Genomic DNA, 21543 nt, shown 5'->3' with positions numbered 1-21543 from the left:
GTTATATCGCCTCATATGCTGTTTGTAATAATGCAGCTACCTCGTAACGGTCATCACCGGTAGCGTCGTGCACTGCTTTCAGTACTTCGTACACATGTTTCACGCCTATACGCTCACACCACTCGAAAGGCCCGAACGGATAGTTGGTGCCTAACTTCATGGAGATGTCAATATCCGCGCGGGAAGCAGTTCCCTCCTGTGCTGTCAGGTAAGCCTCGTTGATGATCATGCAGACCACCCGTGGTGTCACCATCCCTGTAGCATCCGCTACCAGCGCGTATTCCCAGTTAAGCCGATACATGATGTCTGCCAGCACTTCCTGCTGCCCATCATCCATCAACGTCACTTCGAGCAGCGGCAGACTGATAAATCCTGGTAGAAAATTGCAGCCCATGATGTTGAACCCCTGCTCAAAAGCATAGTGGTTCATCAGCTCAGACAACGATGTTTTTACCATTCCCGCCAGCACCGGCACCCCTGGATTACGGGCATACACCGCGGCATGGTCGGGCCGATCATCGAAAATAAGATCTATCACCAGGTCAAACGCTTTCACAGACAGCACCTCTTCCAGACTGGTCTTCCATTGTACCTCATGCCGGGAAAAATCTCTTTGCTGCAATTCATCATACCGCTGCGCATCTGCTATTACGAGGATATTCATGCGTTAAATTTCGGCAAACCTAAGAAAAAAATCCCTTTATCTTCCTGTTAAACCAGCCGCATGCCGGGCCACTGCTGCCCTCCGCAACGCTTATTTTTTTATTTTCGTCAGATGGAAAAGCAAATTATCAATACCAATCAGGCGCCCGCTCCTATCGGGCCATACAACCAGGCTGTAAAAGCTGGTAATATCCTTTATGTGTCCGGCCAGATCCCTGTGGACCCTGCCACCGGCGAACTGGTAAAGTCAGGCATCACAGATGAAGCCCATATGGTCATGAAAAACCTGCAGGCGGTACTGAAAGAAGCCGGTCTCACGTTCGACAACATCGTAAAAACGACCATCTTCCTCACAGACATGAATGACTTCCCGAAAGTAAATGAAGCGTACGGCAGTTATTTCACCGGTAATTACCCCGCCCGCGAAACCGTGCAGGTGGCTGGTTTACCCAAAGGCGTGAATGTGGAAATATCTGTAATAGCGCATAGCTAAACATGATACATGAAAAAAAGAGATGTCCGCGGACATCTCTTTTTTTTCTTAATATTTTTCGGCGCTGTCTGCCGGGCTCTTTGCCGGCTTCGGCTCGTTATTGCCAAACAACGTAGCAGCCAGTCTCGCATCGTGGCCGTACACATCGTCCCGGAAGTTCAGTTTTCCCTTGCTGTCCACGAAAGCGGTGAAGTAAACAATGAACACCGGTACTTTATCTTTCACCGTCGCATACTTTTCTTTGCCGGCATTCATAGCCTCGTCGATCTTTTTCTCTGTCCACGCGGAATCGGCTCTCAGCAGCCATTCTGCCAGATGTTTAGGCTCTGCCACCCGGATACAGCCGTGGCTGAAAGAACGTTTGTTTTCCCCGAAAAGATAACGTGCAGGCGTATCGTGCAGGTAGATGTTATACTCGTTGGGGAACAGGAATTTGACCTTGCCCAATGAGTTTCTGCCACCGGGGCGTTGTCTTACCACATAGGGGAAATTGCCACCGGAATATTTGCTGAAGTTGATGGAACCCGGCGGGATCACTTTTCCGCTGGCGCCTACGATCTCCATGTTCTGACGTGCCAGGTAACCGCTGCCACTGCGTTTAAGGCCGGGCAGTACCTCTTTGGACAGAATGCCCGGAGGCACGTTCCAGTAGGGGCTGAACACGATATAACGCAGGTCTTTGGAGAACACGACGGTGTTGGCGCCGGGCTTACCGACTACTACGTTACAGCTCCAGTCCAGCTTGCCTTTGTCATACACATACATGGTAAATGCAGGGATGTTCACCAGGATATAGTCTGTGGTGGGTTCCAGCGGCACCCAGCGGGAACGTTCCATGTTTACCAGTATCTGGCGGATACGCTGCTCTAAAGGCACATTGAGCGCGTTTGCCGTCGTTTGTTTGACGACACCGTCCACTTTCAGGCCCATGCGGGCCTGATAAGAGCGGACAGCGCTGTCCAGCTCCGGTGTAAAACGGCTGCTGCTGTCGTTGACAGCAAGGTCGCCCAGTGCTGCCAGTTTATTTTTTACAGCGATGATCACCGCGGAGGAATCTCCTTTTTTGAAGGTGGCCTTCGCTGCCAGCCGAACGGAATCCCATTTCGTTGAGGCTTCCAGGTTAGCCAGCCTTTTCAGTTCATTACGCAGTAGTTTGTACTGGCGGTTCACCGGTTCATCTTCTTCAAAAGCATTGGATTTCTTGCGGACTACGGAGTCCAGCAGGCTTTCCATGTCAATTTTTTTGCGGGGAATAAACCACTCAAGGTCTTTGGCCGAATCGGCAGTCAGGCCGCCCCATACTTTATTGCCATAGGCAAAGAACTGGGCCGTGAGCAACATTTCAAGGCGCGGGCGGGCCGTATCGGCGATGCGGAGCCCGGCCTCGCTAAGCAGCAGGGTGTCAGTAAGCTGCTGCAATTCGGAGTTGATGAGGCTGCTGTCGTTAATACCATAGGAAGCGTCGTTTTTCATCATGTTGATGAAGTTGGCCGCCTGTTCCGTCAGTGAATCCTTATTGATCCATGCATAATGATACCCCCGCTTCTGGTAGAAGTTCCGGATGTATTCATCATACTGGTCAAAGTTGGTATTCGTTGCCAGGAATTTGTTGAGCAGGTTACTGTCCAGCGACGCTTCAATATACGCTTCTTTAGTGTAATGTGTAGTATCTCTGATTTTCAACTTTTTTCGAAAGCCTCCGTTTTGCTGACAGGCAGCAAAGACAAGGAGGGTCAATAAAGAGAGGGTGGTGTAAAAACGTACCTTCATAAAGATGTAATGGATGTGATTAAGAAACAAGAACAAACATGACAATAAACAGTATGGGATGGGTACTGTTCGATGACATAAATGTATGAAATATATACAGTTTGAAGTGGGGTTTGGGATTTAACAATTTGAAATTTAGCCATTTGAAAATTTGACAAGGGGAAGTTTTCAAATTTTCAAATAGCTAAATTCTGTTATAATTTGATCTCTTCATCATTAGCGTCGAAGAAGCGATATTCAGTCAGGTGATAGTTGGAGTCTGCCTTCAGTTTGATCCATTTTTTGTATTGGAAATACCATTTCCACTGTTTGGATGTCAGGAATCCTTTGGTCAGATAGGCGTGCAGGATAGGATGTACGCGAATGGTCAGTCCTTTGTGCTGGTGGTTCAGGAGGTATTGCAGGTTTTTCTCGATATCTTCCAGTATCAGCATGGAGGCGCCTATTTTGCCGGTACCGCGGCAGGTGGGGCAATCTTCGGCTACGGAGATGGTGATTTCCGGTTTTACGCGCTGACGGGTGATTTGCATCAGCCCGAATTTGGAGATAGGGAGAATGGTATGTTTTGCCCTGTCCTGCGCCATGAATTTCTCCATGGCTTCGAAAACGGTCTTTTTGTTTTCCGGCAGTTTCATATCGATAAAGTCGATAATGATAATGCCGCCCAGGTCACGCAGCCGCAGCTGGCGGGCAATTTCAGCCGCAGCTTCCAGGTTGGACGCAAGGGCGTTTTGTTCCTGGTTGTTGCTGGAGCTTTTATATCCACTGTTGACGTCTATTACATGCAGGGCTTCCGTGGCTTCGATGATGAGGTATACGCCGCTGTCGAGGTTGACGGTTTTCCCGAAGGAAGCTTTTACCTGGCGGGTGATGCCGAAGTTATCGAAGATGGGGGAGCCGTTATTATAGTAGTTAACGATATCCTGCTTTTCCGGGGCGATCTTCTGGATATAGGTTTTGGTATCCGTATAGATATTTTTATCGTTGATCACGATCCGGTTGAAGCTCTCGTTGAGCAGGTCGCGGAGAATACTGGTGGTTTTGGTTTGTTCGCTCAGTATTTTCTGGGGGGCCTGTGCGCCGTTCAGGTTGGACTGGATATTTTTCCAGGTTTGAACGAGCGTGGTCAGATCTTCGTGCAGTTCAGCTGTTTTCTTTCCTTCTGCGGCAGTCCTTACAATAACGCCGAAATTCGGCGGTTTGATGGCTTCCACGATTTTCTGCAGTCTTTTTCTTTCTTCGGAAGAGTGGATTTTTTTGGAAACCGCAACAATATCATTAAAGGGAGTTAACACGATGAATCTTCCGGGAAGAGAAATTTCGCAACTCAGGCGGGGGCCTTTGGAAGAAATGGGTTCTTTCAGGATCTGTACGAGGATATTGGGTTTACCGCCCAGTACGTCGGTTATTTTGCCGGTCTTAACTATTTCCGGTTCATTTTTAAACTTAGTGAAATCAAATCCTTCAGGGGTTTTATCACTGATGGCAGTTGCAGTAAATTTAAGAATGGAACGGATATAGGGGCTGAGATCCGTATAATGTAAAAAGGCATCCTTTTCGAAGCCTACGTCCACAAATGCAGCATTCAAGCCGGGTATCAGCTTTTTCACTTTGCCCAGGTACAAATCGCCTACTGCGAAGTTGGGATTGCCACTTTCGTGATGCAGTTCCACTAACTTTTTATCTTCCAGTAACGCAATTTCCACCCCTGTGGGAGCCGCATTTATAATAAGTTCCTTATTCAAGCGTCCAAAATTTTAACCTTTAAAACTACACCTTTTATGCTATGCACACAGCTATGTAAGAACAGCTTACTGCATACCAAACAATAGCTCACTATAAAGTTAGCATATTCTTCACCGATGTGATGATGGATTGCTTAAGGGTTCAGCGATCACTGCAGGCAAATGTCCGGGGATCTGGTTGCGGGATCTATGGAAACAACCTGCATGACTCAGGCAATTTAAGATAATTGCCAGAATCATGCAGGGTATATGAAAATTTTTTATCCGACCACCGCGCCGGGTAATACCTAGTTAGTATAAATGGCGGGAAACTGGAGTAATTATTTCTTCTTACTTTTATGCCGGTTCTTTCTCAGTCTTTTTTTACGCTTGTGAGTGGCAATTTTATGTCTTTTTCTTTTCTTACCGCAAGGCATACGCTTATACGTTTTTAAATGATGGAAAAAATAAAATATTATTGAATGCTCTTAATATAGCTGTCTACTTCTTTCTTCAACTCCGGATCGGTCATCGCCTGTTTGCTTTTCTCAAACAGCGCAATTGCTTTTTGTTTGTCACCTTTGCTTCTGTAGGATTCTGCCAGTACAAACAGTACTTTGGCATTGTCCGGATGTTTCTGCATCACGCCTTCCAGCCTTTCGATAGCTTTATCATACTGGCCTGATGTAATGGCCAGGTTCGCTAAAGTAACCTGTGCGTCGATATTATCAGGATTTTTGGCTACGACTTCCCTTAATTTGGAAACCCCTGTCATCGGTTCGCCGGTGTTCATATACACCATGGCCTGTGATATCTTCAGGGTGTCGTTGGCCGGATTCAGCTGAATCGCCTGGTCAAACAGGCTGATGGCCTGTTCGGCTTCCCATTTTGCTATTCGTGGATCCTGAGCGTGTTGCAGGTGAGCCAGAAACAAATTGGCTGCAAAGGTGAGGCTTTTTTCGGAATTTTCCAACTTGGCGGCTTCTCCGAGATAATGAGCCGCCACAGGCAGCTGGTTGAGGCTGTCCCAGGTATTATACAACTGTTTGTACGCAGCGATCTGCTGGGCTTTCACGTCCCCGCGTACAACGTTGGTCTCAATCGTGTTGATCAATAATAATTTTTCAGCAGGAATTTTTCCTTTCGCCGATTCCAGTAGCTCGGAAAAGGCAATAGGCTCTACACCCTGACCGCCCTGCATAGGAGCAGCAGTTGACATAGCTTGCTTTTCTGACCGGGGTACAGTACGGCCAAAAGCAAATAAAACCACCAATAGTGCTGCAGCAGCACCAACCAGGAGAACTTGTGACTTTCGCATCGCCTAAAGATTAGGCTGCAAAACTAAGAACTTTTGAGCTTCTTTACCTCAGCAACAAATTCTTTCGAAGGTTTGAATGCCGGAATAAAGTGCTCCGGAATCTCCACAGCTACGTTCTTCTTGATGTTGCGGCCAATCTTGGCGGCCCGTTTCTTTGTGATAAAACTACCAAACCCACGGATGTAAATGTGCTCACCATTGGCCAGGGCTTCTTTCACCTCTTTAAACATAGCCTCCAGTGTGACTAGAACATCTACTTTGGGGATGCCGGTTTTTTCAGCAATGTTGTTTATTAAATCAGCTTTTCTCATATGAAAGCGAGAGGATTACTTTACTCTCAAAGTTAATTTAAAAATTTTAATTGCTGAATTTTAAGCAAATAAATTTTATCATTTTTTCTTATAACTGTATTGATGATAATTTATATTTATTTGCATGCCCGGAAAAGGCATCAGATGTACCTCCATAGGGTTTTTGGACAGCTTTTACCATATCAATTTACTAAATAATTTTATTAAAATAATATATAAATGGCCGATTCCCGACTTTTTTTTACAGAAAAATTATTGGAATGGAACCAACTCAGCAATACCCGCACCATGCCCTGGAAAGGTGAAAAAGACCCCTACCGGATATGGCTATCCGAAATTATACTCCAGCAAACCCGCGTGGAACAAGGATTGCCCTACTATCAGAGATTTATAGAACACTACCCCACCGCCACCAGCCTGGCCCAGGCCCCCGAAGAAGAAGTGTTCCGCCTCTGGCAGGGCCTCGGCTACTACGCCCGCTGTAAAAACATGCTCGCCGCAGCCCGCGAAATAGCCACCACCTATAAAGGGAAATTCCCGGATACCTACGAACAGATCAAAGCCCTGAAAGGAATCGGCGACTACACCGCCGCCGCCATCGCCTCCTTCGGCTTTCATCTCCCCCACGCCGTACTGGACGGCAACGTATACCGCGTACTCTCCCGCTACTTCGCCATCGATACCCCCATCGATACCACCGCCGGCAAAAAACAATTCAGCGACCTGGCCAGGGAACTGCTCCCGGCCAACCAGTCCGCCGCCTATAATCAAAGTATTATGGACTTCGGCGCCGTGGTCTGCAAACCACAACAACCCGCCTGCCCTACCTGTCCGCTCAACCGCAAATGCCTGGCCCGGCAGCAGCAACTGGTGGAAGTTCTTCCCGTAAAATCAAAGAAACTGCAGATCAAAAAACGCTATTTCAACCACTTCCTCGTGGAATTCAAAGACAGTATCTATATCCGGAAAAGAACAGAAAAAGATATCTGGCAGAACCTGCACGAATTTATCCTGATCGAAACACCGGAAGCGACAACGCTCGATGATCTTCGGAAAAATGAATCCTTCCGGCGGCTTTTCGGCAATACCGCCTTTACCGTGATCAACGTTTCAGCCCCACAAAAACAACAACTTACCCATCAAACCATCTACAGCAGCTTCTTTACCCTGGAAATAAAGCAGCCCCTGCCGGAAAACGGTCACCTGCTCGTTTCCCGTAAAACACTTGATAAATACGCGTTTCCAAAAACCATCACCGCCTTTTTGCAAAGCAAAAAACTGCAGTTGTTCTGACGCGAAACATATATACGAAAATAAAAATGTATTATCTGGTTAAATTACAGGAAGTTATAATACATGCGTGCATTCATGCTTAACACGCTGCCAGCAAGAAATTTTTCACTGTCGATTGGAAAAAAATATTAACTTTAAGAAGGTTGTTTATTTATAAAAGAAGAACCTTTTAACAATAGACTAAAAAAACCTACAACTATGAGAGGTGTTAATAAAGTAATTCTGATAGGCAATTTAGGCAGAGACCCGGATGTGCAGTTCCTCGAAGGTAATATCGCCGTGGCCAAATTTTCCCTGGCCACTACCGAAACCTTTAAAGACAGAGCGGGAAAACTCATTTCTCAAACCGAATGGCATACCGTAGTGCTGTGGCGCGGACTGGCAGAGTTGGCCCAGAAATACCTGCACAAAGGCAGTCTGGTCTATATTGAAGGACGTTTGCGCACCCGCAGCTGGGAAGACAAGGAAGGCAACAAAAAATTTGCGACAGAAGTTGTAGGAGACAACCTGGTTATGCTGGATAAACGCATGGACCTCAACAGCTCAGACCACCCCATACCTCACCACAGCAGTTCAGGCACTTCAACCGGAGACAATTTCGCTAACAATATGGAAATTCCCCCTTCGCTGAATGAGCCCGCAGACGATCTGCCTTTTTAGTACATCTGTAAAATATTATCTTTCCGGAACTACGTAATCCCATATAGGGACATTACTTATATTTGCGTGCAGGAAAATGTAGTTGTGTGAATTACCTTTCCTGTTTTTTGATTGATTACATCAAAGCTAAATATCTTGGAGATCCTCTCGGCAAGCAACATGTCCTGTTTGTTACAAGTAAATGCACCTATCGCTACGCCAAACATGGTGGTATTCTTACTTGTCATTTTTGTAATACTGCTGCTTACCTTTATCGTTTCCGGCGCAGAAGTAGCGTTCTTTTCCCTGAATTATAAGGACCTGAACGTTCTTAAAACACGACAGAACACCTCCGGCAAACTGATTACCAAGTTGCTGGAAAAACCAAAATCACTCCTGGCATCCCTTCAGATCGCCGGTATCATCCTTATGATTGCTTTCATTATGATCACCAACTACCTGGTGACCCAGATGGAAGACCTTCAAACACTGCCAGTAGTGTCCTTCGTGGTGAGAATCTCCCTGATCTGCCTCATCCTCCTGTTTTTCGGACAGATACTTCCCCGCGTATGGGCCGCCCAGAATAATATCCGCTTCGCCACGTACTTTGCGTGGTTTGTCAGCCTCGTCCACGCCACCCTGGAACCTGTCAGCGATTTCTTCGTAGGCATCAGCGGCAGCATCGAAGCCCGCCTGTTCCATCGCGGCACCGGCCCTGTCAACTACCACGAAATTGACGAAGCCATCGAAATGAGCGTAGACCCAACCGCCTCCCAGGAAGAAAAAAACATCCTCAAAGGCATCCTCAAATTCGGCAATATCACCGTTAAACAGATCATGCGGGGCCGCCTCGATGTAAACGGCATCGAATACGACAGCACCTTCGAAGAAGTCATCAAACAGGTGGCAGATCTCCACTATTCCCGCCTCCCGGTGTACAAGGGCAACCTCGACAGCATCGTAGGCGTGATCCATACCAAAGACCTGCTCCCCCACCTCGATAAAGGCAATAAATTCGACTGGCACGAAGTAATGCGCCAGCCCTTCTTTGTACACGGCCACAAGCTGATCGAAGACCTCCTATCCGAGTTCCAGAGCAGACGCATGCACTTTGCCGTGGTCGTCGACGAATTCGGCGGTACCTCCGGTATCGTTACCCTCGAAGACATTATGGAAGAAGTCATCGGCGATATCAAAGACGAATTCGACGAAGAAGAATTCAACTACAGCAAACTGGACAACTTCACTTACGTTTTTGAAGGAAAAACCATGCTCAACGATGTTTGCCGCATCATGAACATCCCACCGGAAACCTTCGAATCAGTAAAAGGTGAAAGCGACTCCCTCGGAGGCCTGATCCTCGAACTGGCCGGAAAATTTCCGGAAGAAAACAGCGTTATCAATTATACCAACTACGATTTCACTGTACTGGAAGTCACTAAAATGCGCATCCAGAAAGTACAGGTCACCATACGGCCGGACGCCGCCCAAGAAGCGTAATCCTGTCCAGTTAAACGATTTCAGAAAAAAATGCCATACTTCAAAGGAAAGGGTATTACCCTCCTGTCCCTGCTGATCACCATCCTGGCTGTTGCCTGCAACACGCCTCCCACACCTAAGCCCAGGGGCTTCTTCCTGATGAAATTCCCGGAAAAAAAATACCGCACCTTTGATGCGCCCGGCTATCCGTACACCTTCGAATACCCCGTGTACGCCAATGTGGTAAAAGACACTTCCTTCTTCGGTGAAAAACCGGAGAACCCTTACTGGATCAATATCGACTTCCCCACGCTTAACGGCAAAATATACCTCAGCTACAAAATCATCGGCAAAGGCAACAACTTCCAGCAACTGGTGGACGATGCCTACAAAATGACCTATAAACACACCTACAAAGCAGAATATATAGACGAAAACAGCATCCGAACACCGAACCACGTAGCCGGTACCTTCTACCAGGTAGGCGGCAACGCGGCCTCCGCCAAACAATTCTACGCTACCGACTCCCTGCAGCACTTCCTGCGGGGCGCCCTCTATTTTTACGCTCCCCCTCAGGCCGATTCCCTCGCGCCCGTCAATGCATTCCTCGAAAAAGATATGTGGCACCTGGTGGAAACCCTCCGCTGGAGATAAGCCGGCAATCTCGTAACTTTGTGGTCTTTAAATGCTTGTTCGTCCCCATCAGGACCAACAAAAGACCATAACCCGATGATTATCATTGACGATAAATATATTAGTGACGAACTGGTGGAAGAGCAGTTTGTATGCAATCTGTCAGCCTGCAAAGGCGCCTGCTGCGTAGCCGGCGACTGTGGCGCCCCCCTGGACAAGGACGAGACTAAAATCCTGAAAAAAATCTACCCGAAAATCAAATCCTATCTGCGGCAGGAAGGCATCGAAGAGATTGAACGTACCGGCACCAACACCACCGACAAAGAATACGGGTATGTGACGCCTATCGTGAACAATGGCATTTGCGCCTACGCCTCCATCGATGATCATGGTATCGTGGGTTGCGGCATCGAGAAAGCATACAACGACGGCGTAGTGGACTACAAAAAACCCATCTCCTGCCATCTCTATCCCATCCGGATAACAAAATACGAGTCGTTTGAAGCAGTCAATTACGACCGCTGGGATATCTGCAAACCCGCCTGCAAAAACGGCCGGTCGCTGAAAGTTCCGGTGTACCGATTCCTGAAAGAGGCCATTACCAGAAAATACGGCACGGAATTTTATGAAGTGCTGGATAAAATTGCCACTAAAAAATACTAGATCATCTTTGATCAGGGATTTTGTTATTTAGTGATTTAGAAGGAGTTGTTTAAGCTGCAGCTATTTCGCAACGCTTAAATACACTATATTTATCAAGGAATTATCGTTTGCTTATGCATCAAACAGCCTCCACTTTTCTCGAAGCAAGTGAAAAAAAAGCGACAGATCTTGGTCACCGCCAGACGATCAACTTCAACATAGGAAAATACAATGCTGCTGTAAAAGCCGGCAAACAGCAGTTTGCCGACCTGCCAGTGGCGCGTGAACGGGCCAAGAACATCAAGTGGAGAGCGATTGAACACCTGGACAACCACCTCGAGGAATTCGAAATGAATTTCACCAGACGTGGTGGTAAAGTGATCTGGGCGGAAACAGCGGAACAGGTGCTACAGGAAATCCTCGCCATCTGCCAGGCCAAACAATGCAAAAGCATCGTCAAAAGCAAGTCCATGGCCACCGAGGAAGTGCATCTCAATGACTTTCTCGCGCAACATAACATTGAATGCGTGGAAACCGATCTGGGAGAATACATTCAACAGCTGGACGGTGAACCGCCTTATCATATCGTAACACCGGCCATGCACAAAAGCAAGGAAGATGTAGCCCGCCTCTTTACAGAAAAACTGGGCACTCCTCCCGACCTTACTCCCGAACAACTGACCCTCGTAGCCCGGGAAAAACTCAGACAGAAATACCTGGAAGCGGAAATAGGCATCACCGGCGCCAACTTCATCCTGGCCGATACGGGCTCCGTCGCCGTTACGGAAAACGAAGGCAATGCCCGCCTCAGCACCGCTTTCCCGAAAACGCATATCGTGCTGGTGGGTATCGAAAAAGTACTGCCCTCCGTGGCAGACCTGGCGCTGTTCTGGCCACTGCTGGCCACCTACGGTACCGGCCAGCAGGTAACCGCGTACAACAGCATCTTCAGCGGTCCCCGCCAGGAAGGCGAAACAGACGGCCCGGAAGAAATGTACGTGATCCTGATGGACAACGGCCGTACCAACATCCTCCAGGATACCGCCGCCCGCGAAAGTCTTTATTGCATCCGTTGCGGCTCCTGCCTCAACGCCTGTCCCGTCTATAAAAACATCGGCGGCCATAGCTATGCCACCACCTACAGTGGCCCGATAGGCTCCGTCATCACGCCGCACCTCAAAGGGATGGATAATTATATGCACCTCAGCTTTGCCTCCTCCCTCTGCGGTAATTGTACGGAAGTATGCCCCGTACGTATCAACCTGCATGAACTGCTGCTCCACAACCGCCAAAAAGCGGTAGAGGAAAACCATACCTCCGGCGGAGAGAAGTTTGCATGGTTTGTATGGAAACAGGGATGCACCAGCCGTAAAATGATGAATATGGCCAGTGGTAAAATGAAAAACTTCTTCTTCCGCAAATTCTTCGCAAAAAGTTGGGGAGAAAACCGGGACCTGCCGGTGTTTGCAGCCAAATCCTTCAACCAGCAATGGAAGGAACGCAAAAGTTAAACTGTTTTTTTACTGGTCTGCTTTTTTTCTGAAGATCACTTCCAATGTAACATTGGCGGGCTTTCTGTCTGCCGCAGGCTTCCATGCCGGCCCTTCCTTCACCACCCTGACAGCTTCCGCGTCGCAGGCGGCATTCAGGCTTTGGACAACTTTAATATCCTGCAGCGTACTGTCCGGCATAACGGTAAACGCTATACGTACAACGCCATTAAATGCTCCGGGGTTAGCGGTATGTTCAAGAAGATATTGTTCGTAAGCTACGCGGCCGCTCACAGGCACAGGCTGCGTATCCGGTTTCCGGCCTTTATTTCCCTTACGCCTCGTTTCGCTGTCAACACTAACACCTGCCACTTTGCCCTCTAAAGCATAGGCCATCTGCTCATCCCGGGGAATGTTACGGGTGAGGGAATCATGCGGCACGGACGCTGCTTTCCTCGCACGGGCTGCTCCAAAGCCAGTGGTAACCACCTCTTCCAGCGCCCTGTTATTATAGCCCATGGCACCGGAATCACGCCGGTCTGCCGCTATATCGTTCTGTTGCCTATCAATGCTGACAGGCGCCGGAGCCGGCGTAATCACCGGAGCAGCCTGTGCTAATGCCGGCGCTGCGGCCGGCGGCGGTACAGGTGCCGCGAAGGTAGCGTTGGGCGGCGATTGTTTTAATTCCCTCCGCTCCAGCGGTTTTTCCACCAGTCTTTCGTCTTTGGCACTGATGTCCGCTACAGGCTCCATTGTACGGGCTAAAGCGGGGGCTTCCTTCTGCCGGATGGGGGCCGCCTTCTTATTGTCGGAGTCTCCGGATGGCCGCATGGCCATTTCTGGTTTGTCGGCCGGGACCCCTGCTGCGGTATCCTCGGGTATCACCACTGGCCGATCCGCCTGTGCTATTTCCGGAGCCTTGTCGTTTTGTGTTTTGAACAGGAACCAGCCACCGGTAAAGAGCAATAACAGGATCGCCGCTGCCGCTGCAATACGTGGATACAAAGGACGCACCACCGCCGTACGCCCCTCTTGCGCTACCCGCCGGGAAAGCCGGGCCGCCAGGTCTTCCTGGTGGACCTGCTGGGCAGGGGCGTGCAGGGCATAACCTTCCAGCGCGGCGGCGAGGAACGGGTCATCCAGCGCCTGGCGTTCCAGGGCATGCATGGCCTTATCATCCAGCTCCCCGGCCAGGTACTGGCGGATAAGCTCGGCGCTTACGGCAGGTTTGTTATGTGCGTGCTTGTCAGGCATGTTGTTGCTCCATACAAATTTTAAGATTCCGTTTCCCGTTCTGGATATAGCTTTTCACTTTATTCATTTCATATCCGGTGATAACAGCCACCTCCCGGTAGCTTTTTTCCTCCAGGTAGAACAGGTTCACGCTGCGTTTTTGCTCTTCCGGCAAGGTCTCCAGGCATTTCTCCATGGACTGGAGATTGTCTTCCAGCGTGACTTCGTGGTCATGATGCGCTAATTCTCCGTTTTCCATAACCGGGGAATTTTCTTCTATGGTCACCTGGAGAGATTCCTTGTTTTTCATGGACCGCAGCTTCATCAGGCAGTGGTTCCTCGATAAAACATGCAGCCAGCTTTTAAAGTTCTGTACCTCGTGCCGTTTCAGTTTATCAATCAGCTCCTCAAAGATCTGCATGACGGCATCCTTGCTGCCTTCTTCATCAAAATATTGCAGGCATACACCATATACCAGGTTCATATAACGCTGGTAGAGGGCAGCCAGCAGCTCCAGACTGCCGGAAGCTTTATACTCCCGGACAAGGTCCGTATCTGCCGCATCCTGCATGATATTTTGCTTGATAAAGGCCATGAACAACAATACTAGCTATTTTCAGGCAATGGCGCCAATTTTTCTTTAAAAAAAAGCGAAGGTCATTTCCAGGAAATGAGCTCCGCTTTTTGCTTTTATATTTTACACGGATTAATGGCGGAAATGACGCATGCCGGTCATCACCATCGCCATGCCATGTTGTTTGCAGAATTCGATGGAATCGTTGTCCCGAACGGAACCACCCGGCTGGATTACCGCTTCGATGCCCTGTTCGTGCGCAATGCGTACGCAGTCATCAAACGGGAAGAACGCGTCGGAAGCCATCACTGCGCCTTTCAGCTCAAAGCTGAACTGGCCTGCCTTCTCAATAGCATGACGCAGTGCATCGATACGGGAAGTCTGGCCACAGCCCTTACCTACCAGTTGTTTGTCTTTCACCAGCGCAATAGCATTGGATTTCAAGTGTTTGCACACAATATTAGCGAACTCCAGGTCTGCCTTCTGCGCAGCGGTAGCCGCCTGTGCGCCCACATCGTTCCATTCTTTATAGTTACCATTATCGCTATCCTGCAGCAATACACCGTTCAGCACGTTTTTGTACATGTACTTGCTTTTCACCGGTTGTTTCTGCTCAAGGAGGATACGGTTTTTCCTGGTTTGCAGTACTGCCAGCGCGTCAGCCTCGAAGCTGGGAGCGATCAGTATTTCAAAAAAGATTTCGTTGATGGATTCCGCTGTGGCTTTATCAATGGTTTGGTTGCACACCAGTACGCCACCAAAAGCGCTTTCCTTATCGCCGGCCAGCGCTGCGTCCCAGGCTCCTTTCAGGGTAGCGCGGGAAGCGATGCCGCATACATTGGTATGCTTGATAACTGCGAAAGTGGTTTCAGTAAATTCCTGTATCAGCTGGCAGGCGGCGTCTACGTCCACCAGGTTGTTGAAGGAAAGCTCCTTGCCATGCAGTTTATTAAAGATATCGTTCAGGTTACCATAGAAAACACCGCGCTGGTGCGGGTTTTCACCGTAACGGTTTACCTGTCCCTGTGGAACGGATACCTGGAAATAATCCGCAGGTTCGTTGTTCAGGAAATATTGGGAGATAGCCACATCATAGTTGGCACATACTTCAAAAGCTTTAGCGGCAAAGCTCCTGCGGTCTTGCAGGGAAGTGGCGCCATTGTTTTCTGTCAGCACTTTTTCCAGGTCTGCGTACTGGTCTTTGGAAGCTACGATCACCACATCTTTGTAGTTCTTGCCGGCAGCGCGGATCAGGGATACGCCGCCGATGTCAATTTTTTCGATGATCGTCTGTTCTTCGGTCGTATTTTTTACGGTTTCTTCAAACGGGTACAGGTCCACGATCACGAGGTCAATTTCCGGAATGTCGTATTGTTTCAGCTGTTCCAGGTCCTGCGGATTTTCGCGGCGGGCCAGGATACCACCAAATACTTTAGGGTGCAGCGTTTTCACACGGCCGCCGAGGATAGACGGGTAAGCAGTCAGATCTTCTACTGCCACGCATTTTACGCCCTGTTCCTCAATGAATTTTTGGGTACCACCGGTAGAATAGATGGTCACACCCTGTTCACCTAACTTTTTAACAATGTTCTCCAGGTTATCTTTATAGAAAACGGAGATCAGCGCTGATTTAATTTGCTTTTGCATGAATGGAAAACATTAGAAATTTTAATAACATAGGCCCCTGGTCCGGAACCGAAAAGTTGCGCAAAGTTAACACGTAACAATCACTTTTCCATTTCCTGCCGGCGTGGAATACCAGGGAAAGGCCGGCAGATCGTTGTCAGATGAGCAAAAAATATTAATTGCCGGCCGGCAAACCGGAGAAAAAGTCAGAACGGAATAATAAATGCGCCTTTCTCCGGGATGCTGTAAAAAGGCATTCCCAGGGAGTCGCATTCGGCCACCCAGCGCCGGATGCGGTAAAGCGGGCAGGCAGCGCCCAAAACAACCGTGTCCGCTTTATACCAGGCCTGTACCCGGTCCATGTTCATTTTTATGTGTCCATTCAGCAAAAGATAGTCAACCCGCAATGGCCGTACCGGCGCCCATGCAGGCAATGTAGTGTCCACTACCGCCACCGTTTTCCGTCCCAGCAGCAGATAACGGCCGTCCTGCTGAAAACCGGGCACAATGCCCGGCTTCACCCCCATGGCCGCCCGGGCTGCCTGCAAATGTTTGGCCGCCGGCGCTTTCCAGATACTGTCTTGTCCGATGAATTGCACATTTCCCTCAGCGACAGCATCCATCGCCGTATAGGCGGGCACGTTATAAATGACCAGTTGCCGTTGCTGACGGGAAGATATATGACGTATCGCCTGATCGGCCACCATCAGCCAAAAGGCAGCCAGTGCCAGCCAGTAACCGCGGCGGTACTGCCACAACAGCCAGCCTGCTATACCTGCTATCAACAGGTAACAGCAGCCGGTTTGCCACAAGCTCCACTGCAGGTCTTTTATCATGGCAAAAGGTAGTTGTCCCAACCAGGCCACACCGGTATTCATAAGATGAATCAGCCAGCGGAGCGCCGCTCCCGCCCACCCTGCCAGGGTGCTGAAAGGCGTCAGCAACAACAACAGGACCTCACCGTAGATGACCACGGTGGACAGCGGCACCGCCACCAGGTTGGCCGGCAGAAAATAAACAGGGAACTGATGAAAGTAGTAGATAGATACCGGCAGCGTCAGTACCTGTGCTGCGAGAGACAGCGCCGCCAGTTGCCATACAGCCTTTGCCCATCGGGCGGAAGGTGTCCATAATGCATAGGTCACGTTATAAAACAGCAGAATACTAAGCACTGCCAGGTAGGACAACTGGAAGCCTGCATCCACGGCCAGCCAGGGCTGGCAACACAACAACACAAATGCCGAGGCGGCCAGCATGTTGTAGGTACTGGCTTTTCTGCCAAGCAACCAGTTGCCCACCGTGATGCCGGAGAACATCATTGCCGCCCGTAATACCGATGCAGACGCGCCTGTCAGCAGGGCGAAGCCCCATAACACGGCCAGCAGTACCACTGCCCGGACCACATTCGCCGCGCGGCGGGCGGGCAGCCAACGCAGCAGCCATAGCAGGGAGCCGTACAACAAAGCCAGGTGCATGCCGGAAATGGCGATGATATGTACAATGCCGGTGTTGCTATAGGCGCTGACCACTTCGGGGTCCAGGTCCTGGCGGTAGCCGATCAGCAGGGCTTCTGCCATGCCCGCCTCCGGACCGTTGCCGATATAAATCTTTAGCTGACCGAGACAAAACTCACGGGCCTGGAGCAGGAAAAAGGTAAGGTCATGAAGCGGCGGACGCGACAGCTGCCGGTAGTCGCCCGCTTTCAGGAATACCTGGTGATACAGCTGTTGTGCAGCACAGTAACGCTGGTAATCAAACCCACCGGGATTACCGCTATTGGTGATTTTAACCGGCTTTTTAGCCAGCAATACCACTGCGCCGTACACCAAACCGGATGATGCACTATCCCGGCTAAAATAGGCCAATAAACGTCCCTTCGATGCCCGCCAGCGTCCCTGCGTGCAGGTGGCGGTAACGGCCAGCCATGTTTTACGGGAACGGGGTTTGTCCTGTAAAGGCGCTTCTACCTTTGCCAACCAATACGTGGCACTGTCCGGTGGTGCGGAAAAACACGTGTCGTCCTGCCGGATACCGGCAGAAACCAGCAGCAACGCTCCACTGCAATACAACAGGATAAGCACGGGAATACCTGCCGCCCATGCATAATGATAACGGTATACAACCGGCAGCAATCGTATCAGCAACAACAAGGCAAAAGCCGACAGCATAAGGATATGCAGGTACTGTGCTGAAAGAGGATTGGATAACTGCATACAGATGCCCGTTAATAACGGAGGCGTTAAACGCAGAAAGGGCGCACGTTTCCAACATGCTGCAACAAACATGGATGATTCAAACTGCATAAAAGAGGGTCAACTTTTGATCTTCCGACATCCGGAAATTAAACCGTCCAAAAAACGCAAAAACAGCATATCCGAAAAAGATATGATAACTAGGTAATTTTTGATTCAGGATGTGTTAAGATAATTTAGGTTAACAAAATCGTATTTGTTTAATATGTTAAATATCAATATTATAAATATATTAACTTCTCGAATCTGTTATTGATTAGTTAACATCTTCTTTAAATATAATATTATTTGTAAAATGCATTACCGGTCACGCTATTTGTGTCGTATCAAGATTCAATAGTCGTGTCTTTAATGGTTATTTTGAGGGAAAAGAAGGAGCCTGATCTTTATCAGGCTCTGTTATTTTATAGCTGTCACACTTAAAAGATAAAACAAAAAAGCCCGTCAACACAATATTGACGGGCTTTTGTTTTTATGGTGCGACCTGTTTTATTTAGACAGGTACATGCTCTTCTCTTTATACAACTGACGGAAGTAAGGATCCCTCAGGTCTTTGATAAAGCGGATCGCTTCACCGGTGGACTTCATTTCAGGGCCGAGTTCTTTATTCACGCCCGGGAACTTATTGAAAGAGAACACTGGTTCCTTGATGGCAAAGCCGCTCAGTTTCTTTTCAATTTTGAAGTCTTTTAGTTTTTTATCTCCGATCATCACTTTGGTAGCGATGTTCAGGTAAGGCACCTGGTAAGCTTTGGCGATAAACGGTGTGGTGCGGGAAGCGCGCGGGTTGGCTTCGATCACATACACCTGGCCGTCTTTCACCGCGAACTGAATGTTGATCAGACCACGGATATTCAATGCGCGGGCAATTTTTTCCGCGTAGTATTCCATGGTGGTCACTTCAATCGGCGTAAGGTTGAAGGCCGGCAGCAACGCGTGGCTGTCACCACTGTGGATACCTGCAGGTTCAATGTGCTCCATAACACCCATCACGTGAAAATCCGTACCGTCAAAGATACCGTCGATTTCAGCCTCCTGGCAACGGTCCAGGAAGTGGTCGATCAGGATCTTATTGCCCGGCAGGTGACGCAGCAGGCTTAATACAGATTGTTCCAGTTCTTCCTCGTTGATCACGATACGCATCCGCTGGCCGCCCAGTACATAAGACGGACGTACCAGTACCGGATAACCTACTTCTTTCGCCACTTCGATCGCATCGTCTGTATTGTAGGCGGTACCATATTTCGGATAAGGAATACCGAGGTCTTTCAGCATATCGGAGAAACGACCACGGTCTTCCGCGATGTCCATGCTGTCGAAAGAAGTACCGATGATTTTGATACCTTTTTCTTCCAGGCGTTTTGCCAGTTTCAGCGCTGTCTGACCACCCAGCTGAACGATCACGCCTTCCGGTTTTTCCAGCTCGATGATTTCCCACAGGTGCTCCCAGAAGACCGGCTCGAAGTACAGCTTATCGGCCATGTCGAAGTCGGTGGATACGGTTTCAGGGTTACAGTTGACCATGATGGCTTCATAACCGCAATCCTGGATCGCCTGCAAACCGTGGGTGCAGCAGTAGTCAAACTCAATGCCCTGGCCAATCCTGTTAGGGCCGGAACCCAGTACGATGATTTTTTTACGGTCAGTTACCTTGCTTTCGTTTTCGGTATCGAAAGTAGAGTAGAAGTAAGGTGTTTTTGCTTCAAACTCAGCGGCGCAGGTGTCTACCATTTTGTAAGTCCGTACAATGCCGTTGGCTTTTCTCTTTTCGTAAACTTCTTCTTCTTCACAGTTGCCGAAGATAACCGCCAGCTGGGCATCAGAGAAGCCCAGCTTCTTGGCGTCAGCCAGCATATCAGCCGGAACGCTTTCCAGATCGTGCTCGCCCAGTTGTTTTTCCAGGTTTACGATATCCTGTATCTGGTGGAGGAACCAGCGGTCGATGTAAGTCTGCTGGTGAATATGTTTTACAGAAGCGCCGGCCATCAGGGCATCTTTAATACGGAAGATGCGGTCCCAGGTCGGACGTTTCAGTTTTTCGATGAGTTGTTCAGATTTCATCAGTGACTTGCCGTAGTAGCCGAGGCCGAGCGCATCGTTTTCGAGGCTCTGGCAGGCTTTCTGCAAGGCTTCAGGGAAGGTGCGGCCGATAGCCATTACTTCACCTACTGATTTCATCTGGAGGCCCAGCGTATCGTCTGCGCCTTTAAATTTATCGAAGTTCCAGCGTGGCATTTTTACGATAACGTAGTCCAGCGCGGGTTCAAAGAAAGCGGAAGTGGTTTTGGTGATCTGGTTTTCCAGTTCATCGAGGGTGTAACCGATCGCCAGTTTGGCGGCGATTTTCGCAATCGGATAACCGGTAGCTTTGGACGCCAGCGCAGAAGAGCGGCTCACACGCGGGTTGATTTCGATGGCGATCAGTTCCTCATTTTCCGGGTTCAGGGAGAACTGTACGTTACAACCACCGGCGAAGTTACCCAGGTCGCGCATCATCATCATGGCTTTGTTACGCATGTCCTGGAAAGCGGTATCGCTCAGGGTCATGGCAGGGGCCACGGTGATGGAGTCGCCGGTATGGATACCCATCGGGTCCAGGTTTTCCACCGTACAGATGATCACCACGTTGTCGTTCTTGTCGCGCAGCAGTTCCAGTTCGTATTCCTTCCATCCCAGCACCGCTTTCTCCACCAGTACTTCGTGAATGGGAGACGCTTTCAGGCCACGGTCCAGCGCTTCGTCCAGCTCGTCTTTGCTGTGTACGAAACCGCCGCCGGTACCGCCGAGGGTGAAAGAAGGACGGATTACCAACGGGAATCCTATCTCCTGTGCAAACTCTTTACCTTCCAGAAAGGAGTTGGCCGTTTTGGCAGGAGCTACCGGAATACCGATCCGGAGCATCCACTGGCGGAACTGTTCACGGTCTTCCGCTTTGTCGATCGCTTTGATGTCTACCCCGATCAGGCGAACATTAAATTTCTCCCAAATTCCCAGCTCATCTACCTCTTTACAAAGGTTCAGCGCTGTTTGACCACCCATGGTAGGCAATACGGCATCAATCTGGTTTTCTTCCAGAATCTGCTCAATGCTTTCCACGGTTAATGGGAGCAAATAAACCTTATCGGCCATCATAGGGTCCGTCATGATGGTAGCCGGGTTGGAATTAATCAAAATCACTTTAATTCCTTCTTCCCGCAACGAACGTGCTGCCTGGGAACCAGAATAGTCAAATTCGCAAGCCTGACCAATAATAATGGGACCAGATCCGATAATGAGGACAGATTTGATAGATGAGTCTTTTGGCATTTTTGTAATCTATTGAAAATGAAAAACCACATTGATTTTAATGCCGTACGAGGGACCAAAAAAATCGTGCAAAGTTACGTGATTTGAAATTTAATAA

The 21543-nt window shown here is 49.1% G+C and carries 17 protein-coding genes; 7 read left to right on the top strand and 10 right to left on the bottom strand.

Translation table 11 applies throughout. From position 1 onward, the window contains the following. Position 1: 1 nt before the first annotated feature. Positions 2 to 664, bottom strand: coding sequence for a 3-hydroxyacyl-CoA dehydrogenase family protein (locus B5D63_RS16570; protein ID WP_078669888.1), 663 nt, complete (start codon positions 662 to 664; stop codon positions 2 to 4). 111 nt (positions 665 to 775) lie between these two features. On the opposite strand from B5D63_RS16570, the gene B5D63_RS16565 reads away from it, so the two are divergent. Then, the gene (locus tag B5D63_RS16565; RefSeq protein ID WP_078670343.1) at positions 776 to 1156 is read left to right on the top strand and encodes a RidA family protein; all 381 of its coding nucleotides are present in this window, start codon (positions 776 to 778) and stop codon (positions 1154 to 1156) included. Positions 1157 to 1204: 48 nt separating this feature from the next. On the opposite strand, the gene B5D63_RS16560 is transcribed toward B5D63_RS16565, so the two are convergent. The 4 genes from B5D63_RS16560 to B5D63_RS16545 all read right to left on the bottom strand — a co-directional run bounded on the left by B5D63_RS16560 (position 1205) and on the right by B5D63_RS16545 (position 6279). After that, complete coding sequence (locus tag B5D63_RS16560) at positions 1205 to 2926, bottom strand: L,D-transpeptidase family protein (RefSeq protein WP_078669887.1); 1722 nt, start codon at positions 2924 to 2926, stop codon at positions 1205 to 1207. Between the two features lie 194 nt (positions 2927 to 3120). Continuing rightward, the gene (locus B5D63_RS16555) at positions 3121 to 4671 is read right to left on the bottom strand and encodes an Rne/Rng family ribonuclease (RefSeq protein ID WP_078669886.1); all 1551 of its coding nucleotides are present in this window, start codon (positions 4669 to 4671) and stop codon (positions 3121 to 3123) included. A gap of 454 nt (positions 4672 to 5125) precedes the next feature. Beyond that, positions 5126 to 5869, bottom strand: coding sequence for a tetratricopeptide repeat protein (locus tag B5D63_RS16550; protein ID WP_159456052.1), 744 nt, complete (start codon positions 5867 to 5869; stop codon positions 5126 to 5128). A 122-nt stretch (positions 5870 to 5991) separates the two neighbouring features. Continuing rightward, entirely contained in the window at positions 5992 to 6279 is a 288-nt protein-coding gene (locus B5D63_RS16545; RefSeq protein WP_073084475.1) for an HU family DNA-binding protein, read from the bottom strand. Positions 6280 to 6498: 219 nt separating this feature from the next. Between B5D63_RS16545 and mutY the strand changes: the two genes are divergently transcribed. The 6 genes from mutY (at position 6499) to B5D63_RS16515 (ending at position 12476) form a co-directional block, all read left to right on the top strand. Next, entirely contained in the window at positions 6499 to 7572 is a 1074-nt protein-coding gene (gene mutY / locus B5D63_RS16540; protein ID WP_078669884.1) for an A/G-specific adenine glycosylase, read from the top strand. A gap of 198 nt (positions 7573 to 7770) precedes the next feature. Then, positions 7771 to 8232 (top strand): single-stranded DNA-binding protein, encoded by a 462-nt coding sequence (locus B5D63_RS16535; RefSeq protein ID WP_078669883.1) that lies wholly within the window; start codon positions 7771 to 7773, stop codon positions 8230 to 8232. Between the two features lie 159 nt (positions 8233 to 8391). After that, positions 8392 to 9711 (top strand): gliding motility-associated protein GldE, encoded by a 1320-nt coding sequence (gldE, locus tag B5D63_RS16530; protein WP_078669882.1) that lies wholly within the window; start codon positions 8392 to 8394, stop codon positions 9709 to 9711. A gap of 30 nt (positions 9712 to 9741) precedes the next feature. Next, the gene (gldD, locus tag B5D63_RS16525) at positions 9742 to 10344 is read left to right on the top strand and encodes a gliding motility lipoprotein GldD (RefSeq protein ID WP_078669881.1); all 603 of its coding nucleotides are present in this window, start codon (positions 9742 to 9744) and stop codon (positions 10342 to 10344) included. A 75-nt stretch (positions 10345 to 10419) separates the two neighbouring features. Further along, positions 10420 to 10986: a DUF3109 family protein gene (locus tag B5D63_RS16520; RefSeq protein WP_078669880.1), complete on the top strand. Its 567-nt coding sequence runs from the start codon at positions 10420 to 10422 to the stop codon at positions 10984 to 10986. 113 nt (positions 10987 to 11099) lie between these two features. Next, a complete protein-coding gene (locus tag B5D63_RS16515; RefSeq protein ID WP_078669879.1) occupies positions 11100 to 12476 on the top strand; it encodes a LutB/LldF family L-lactate oxidation iron-sulfur protein in 1377 nt (458 codons plus the stop codon). 9 nt (positions 12477 to 12485) lie between these two features. Here B5D63_RS16515 and B5D63_RS16510 read toward each other — a convergent pair whose 3' ends face one another. From B5D63_RS16510 to carB, 5 genes are all read right to left on the bottom strand, one after another. Next, complete coding sequence (locus B5D63_RS16510) at positions 12486 to 13709, bottom strand: energy transducer TonB (protein ID WP_078669878.1); 1224 nt, start codon at positions 13707 to 13709, stop codon at positions 12486 to 12488. Further along, the gene (locus B5D63_RS16505) at positions 13702 to 14283 is read right to left on the bottom strand and encodes an RNA polymerase sigma factor (protein ID WP_078669877.1); all 582 of its coding nucleotides are present in this window, start codon (positions 14281 to 14283) and stop codon (positions 13702 to 13704) included. The genes B5D63_RS16510 and B5D63_RS16505 overlap by 8 nt, the downstream gene beginning before the upstream one ends. Before the next feature lie 111 nt (positions 14284 to 14394). After that, positions 14395 to 15909 carry a bifunctional phosphoribosylaminoimidazolecarboxamide formyltransferase/IMP cyclohydrolase gene (purH, locus tag B5D63_RS16500; RefSeq protein ID WP_078669876.1) on the bottom strand — a complete coding sequence of 505 codons (1515 nt, stop codon included), beginning with the start codon at positions 15907 to 15909 and terminating at the stop codon, positions 14395 to 14397. Positions 15910 to 16094: 185 nt separating this feature from the next. After that, positions 16095 to 18101: a ComEC/Rec2 family competence protein gene (locus tag B5D63_RS16495; protein ID WP_159456051.1), complete on the bottom strand. Its 2007-nt coding sequence runs from the start codon at positions 18099 to 18101 to the stop codon at positions 16095 to 16097. Positions 18102 to 18629: 528 nt separating this feature from the next. Further along, positions 18630 to 21446 (bottom strand): carbamoyl-phosphate synthase large subunit, encoded by a 2817-nt coding sequence (gene carB, locus B5D63_RS16490; protein ID WP_078669874.1) that lies wholly within the window; start codon positions 21444 to 21446, stop codon positions 18630 to 18632. Positions 21447 to 21543: the final 97 nt, after the last annotated feature.

Source organism: Chitinophaga eiseniae, assembly GCF_900167135.1.
GTDB lineage: Bacteria > Bacteroidota > Bacteroidia > Chitinophagales > Chitinophagaceae > Chitinophaga > Chitinophaga eiseniae.
The sequence above is the reverse complement of the archived record's forward strand: the minus strand, read 5'-3'. Positions and strand labels throughout refer to the sequence as shown.

Coding starts and splice junctions, on each gene's coding strand:
- B5D63_RS16515 (WP_078669879.1), top strand. CDS start 11,100: ATGCATCAAACAGCCTCCACTTTTCTCGAAGCAAGTGAAAAAAAAGCG.
- B5D63_RS16495 (WP_159456051.1), bottom strand. CDS start 18,101: ATGCAGTTATCCAATCCTCTTTCAGCACAGTACCTGCATATCCTTATG.
- purH (WP_078669876.1), bottom strand. CDS start 15,909: ATGCAAAAGCAAATTAAATCAGCGCTGATCTCCGTTTTCTATAAAGAT.
- B5D63_RS16550 (WP_159456052.1), bottom strand. CDS start 5,869: ATGTCAACTGCTGCTCCTATGCAGGGCGGTCAGGGTGTAGAGCCTATT.
- B5D63_RS16565 (WP_078670343.1), top strand. CDS start 776: ATGGAAAAGCAAATTATCAATACCAATCAGGCGCCCGCTCCTATCGGG.
- B5D63_RS16570 (WP_078669888.1), bottom strand. CDS start 664: ATGAATATCCTCGTAATAGCAGATGCGCAGCGGTATGATGAATTGCAG.
- gldD (WP_078669881.1), top strand. CDS start 9,742: ATGCCATACTTCAAAGGAAAGGGTATTACCCTCCTGTCCCTGCTGATC.
- mutY (WP_078669884.1), top strand. CDS start 6,499: ATGGCCGATTCCCGACTTTTTTTTACAGAAAAATTATTGGAATGGAAC.
- carB (WP_078669874.1), bottom strand. CDS start 21,446: ATGCCAAAAGACTCATCTATCAAATCTGTCCTCATTATCGGATCTGGT.
- B5D63_RS16510 (WP_078669878.1), bottom strand. CDS start 13,709: ATGCCTGACAAGCACGCACATAACAAACCTGCCGTAAGCGCCGAGCTT.
- B5D63_RS16505 (WP_078669877.1), bottom strand. CDS start 14,283: ATGGCCTTTATCAAGCAAAATATCATGCAGGATGCGGCAGATACGGAC.
- B5D63_RS16535 (WP_078669883.1), top strand. CDS start 7,771: ATGAGAGGTGTTAATAAAGTAATTCTGATAGGCAATTTAGGCAGAGAC.
- B5D63_RS16520 (WP_078669880.1), top strand. CDS start 10,420: ATGATTATCATTGACGATAAATATATTAGTGACGAACTGGTGGAAGAG.
- B5D63_RS16560 (WP_078669887.1), bottom strand. CDS start 2,926: ATGAAGGTACGTTTTTACACCACCCTCTCTTTATTGACCCTCCTTGTC.
- B5D63_RS16545 (WP_073084475.1), bottom strand. CDS start 6,279: ATGAGAAAAGCTGATTTAATAAACAACATTGCTGAAAAAACCGGCATC.
- gldE (WP_078669882.1), top strand. CDS start 8,392: ATGTCCTGTTTGTTACAAGTAAATGCACCTATCGCTACGCCAAACATG.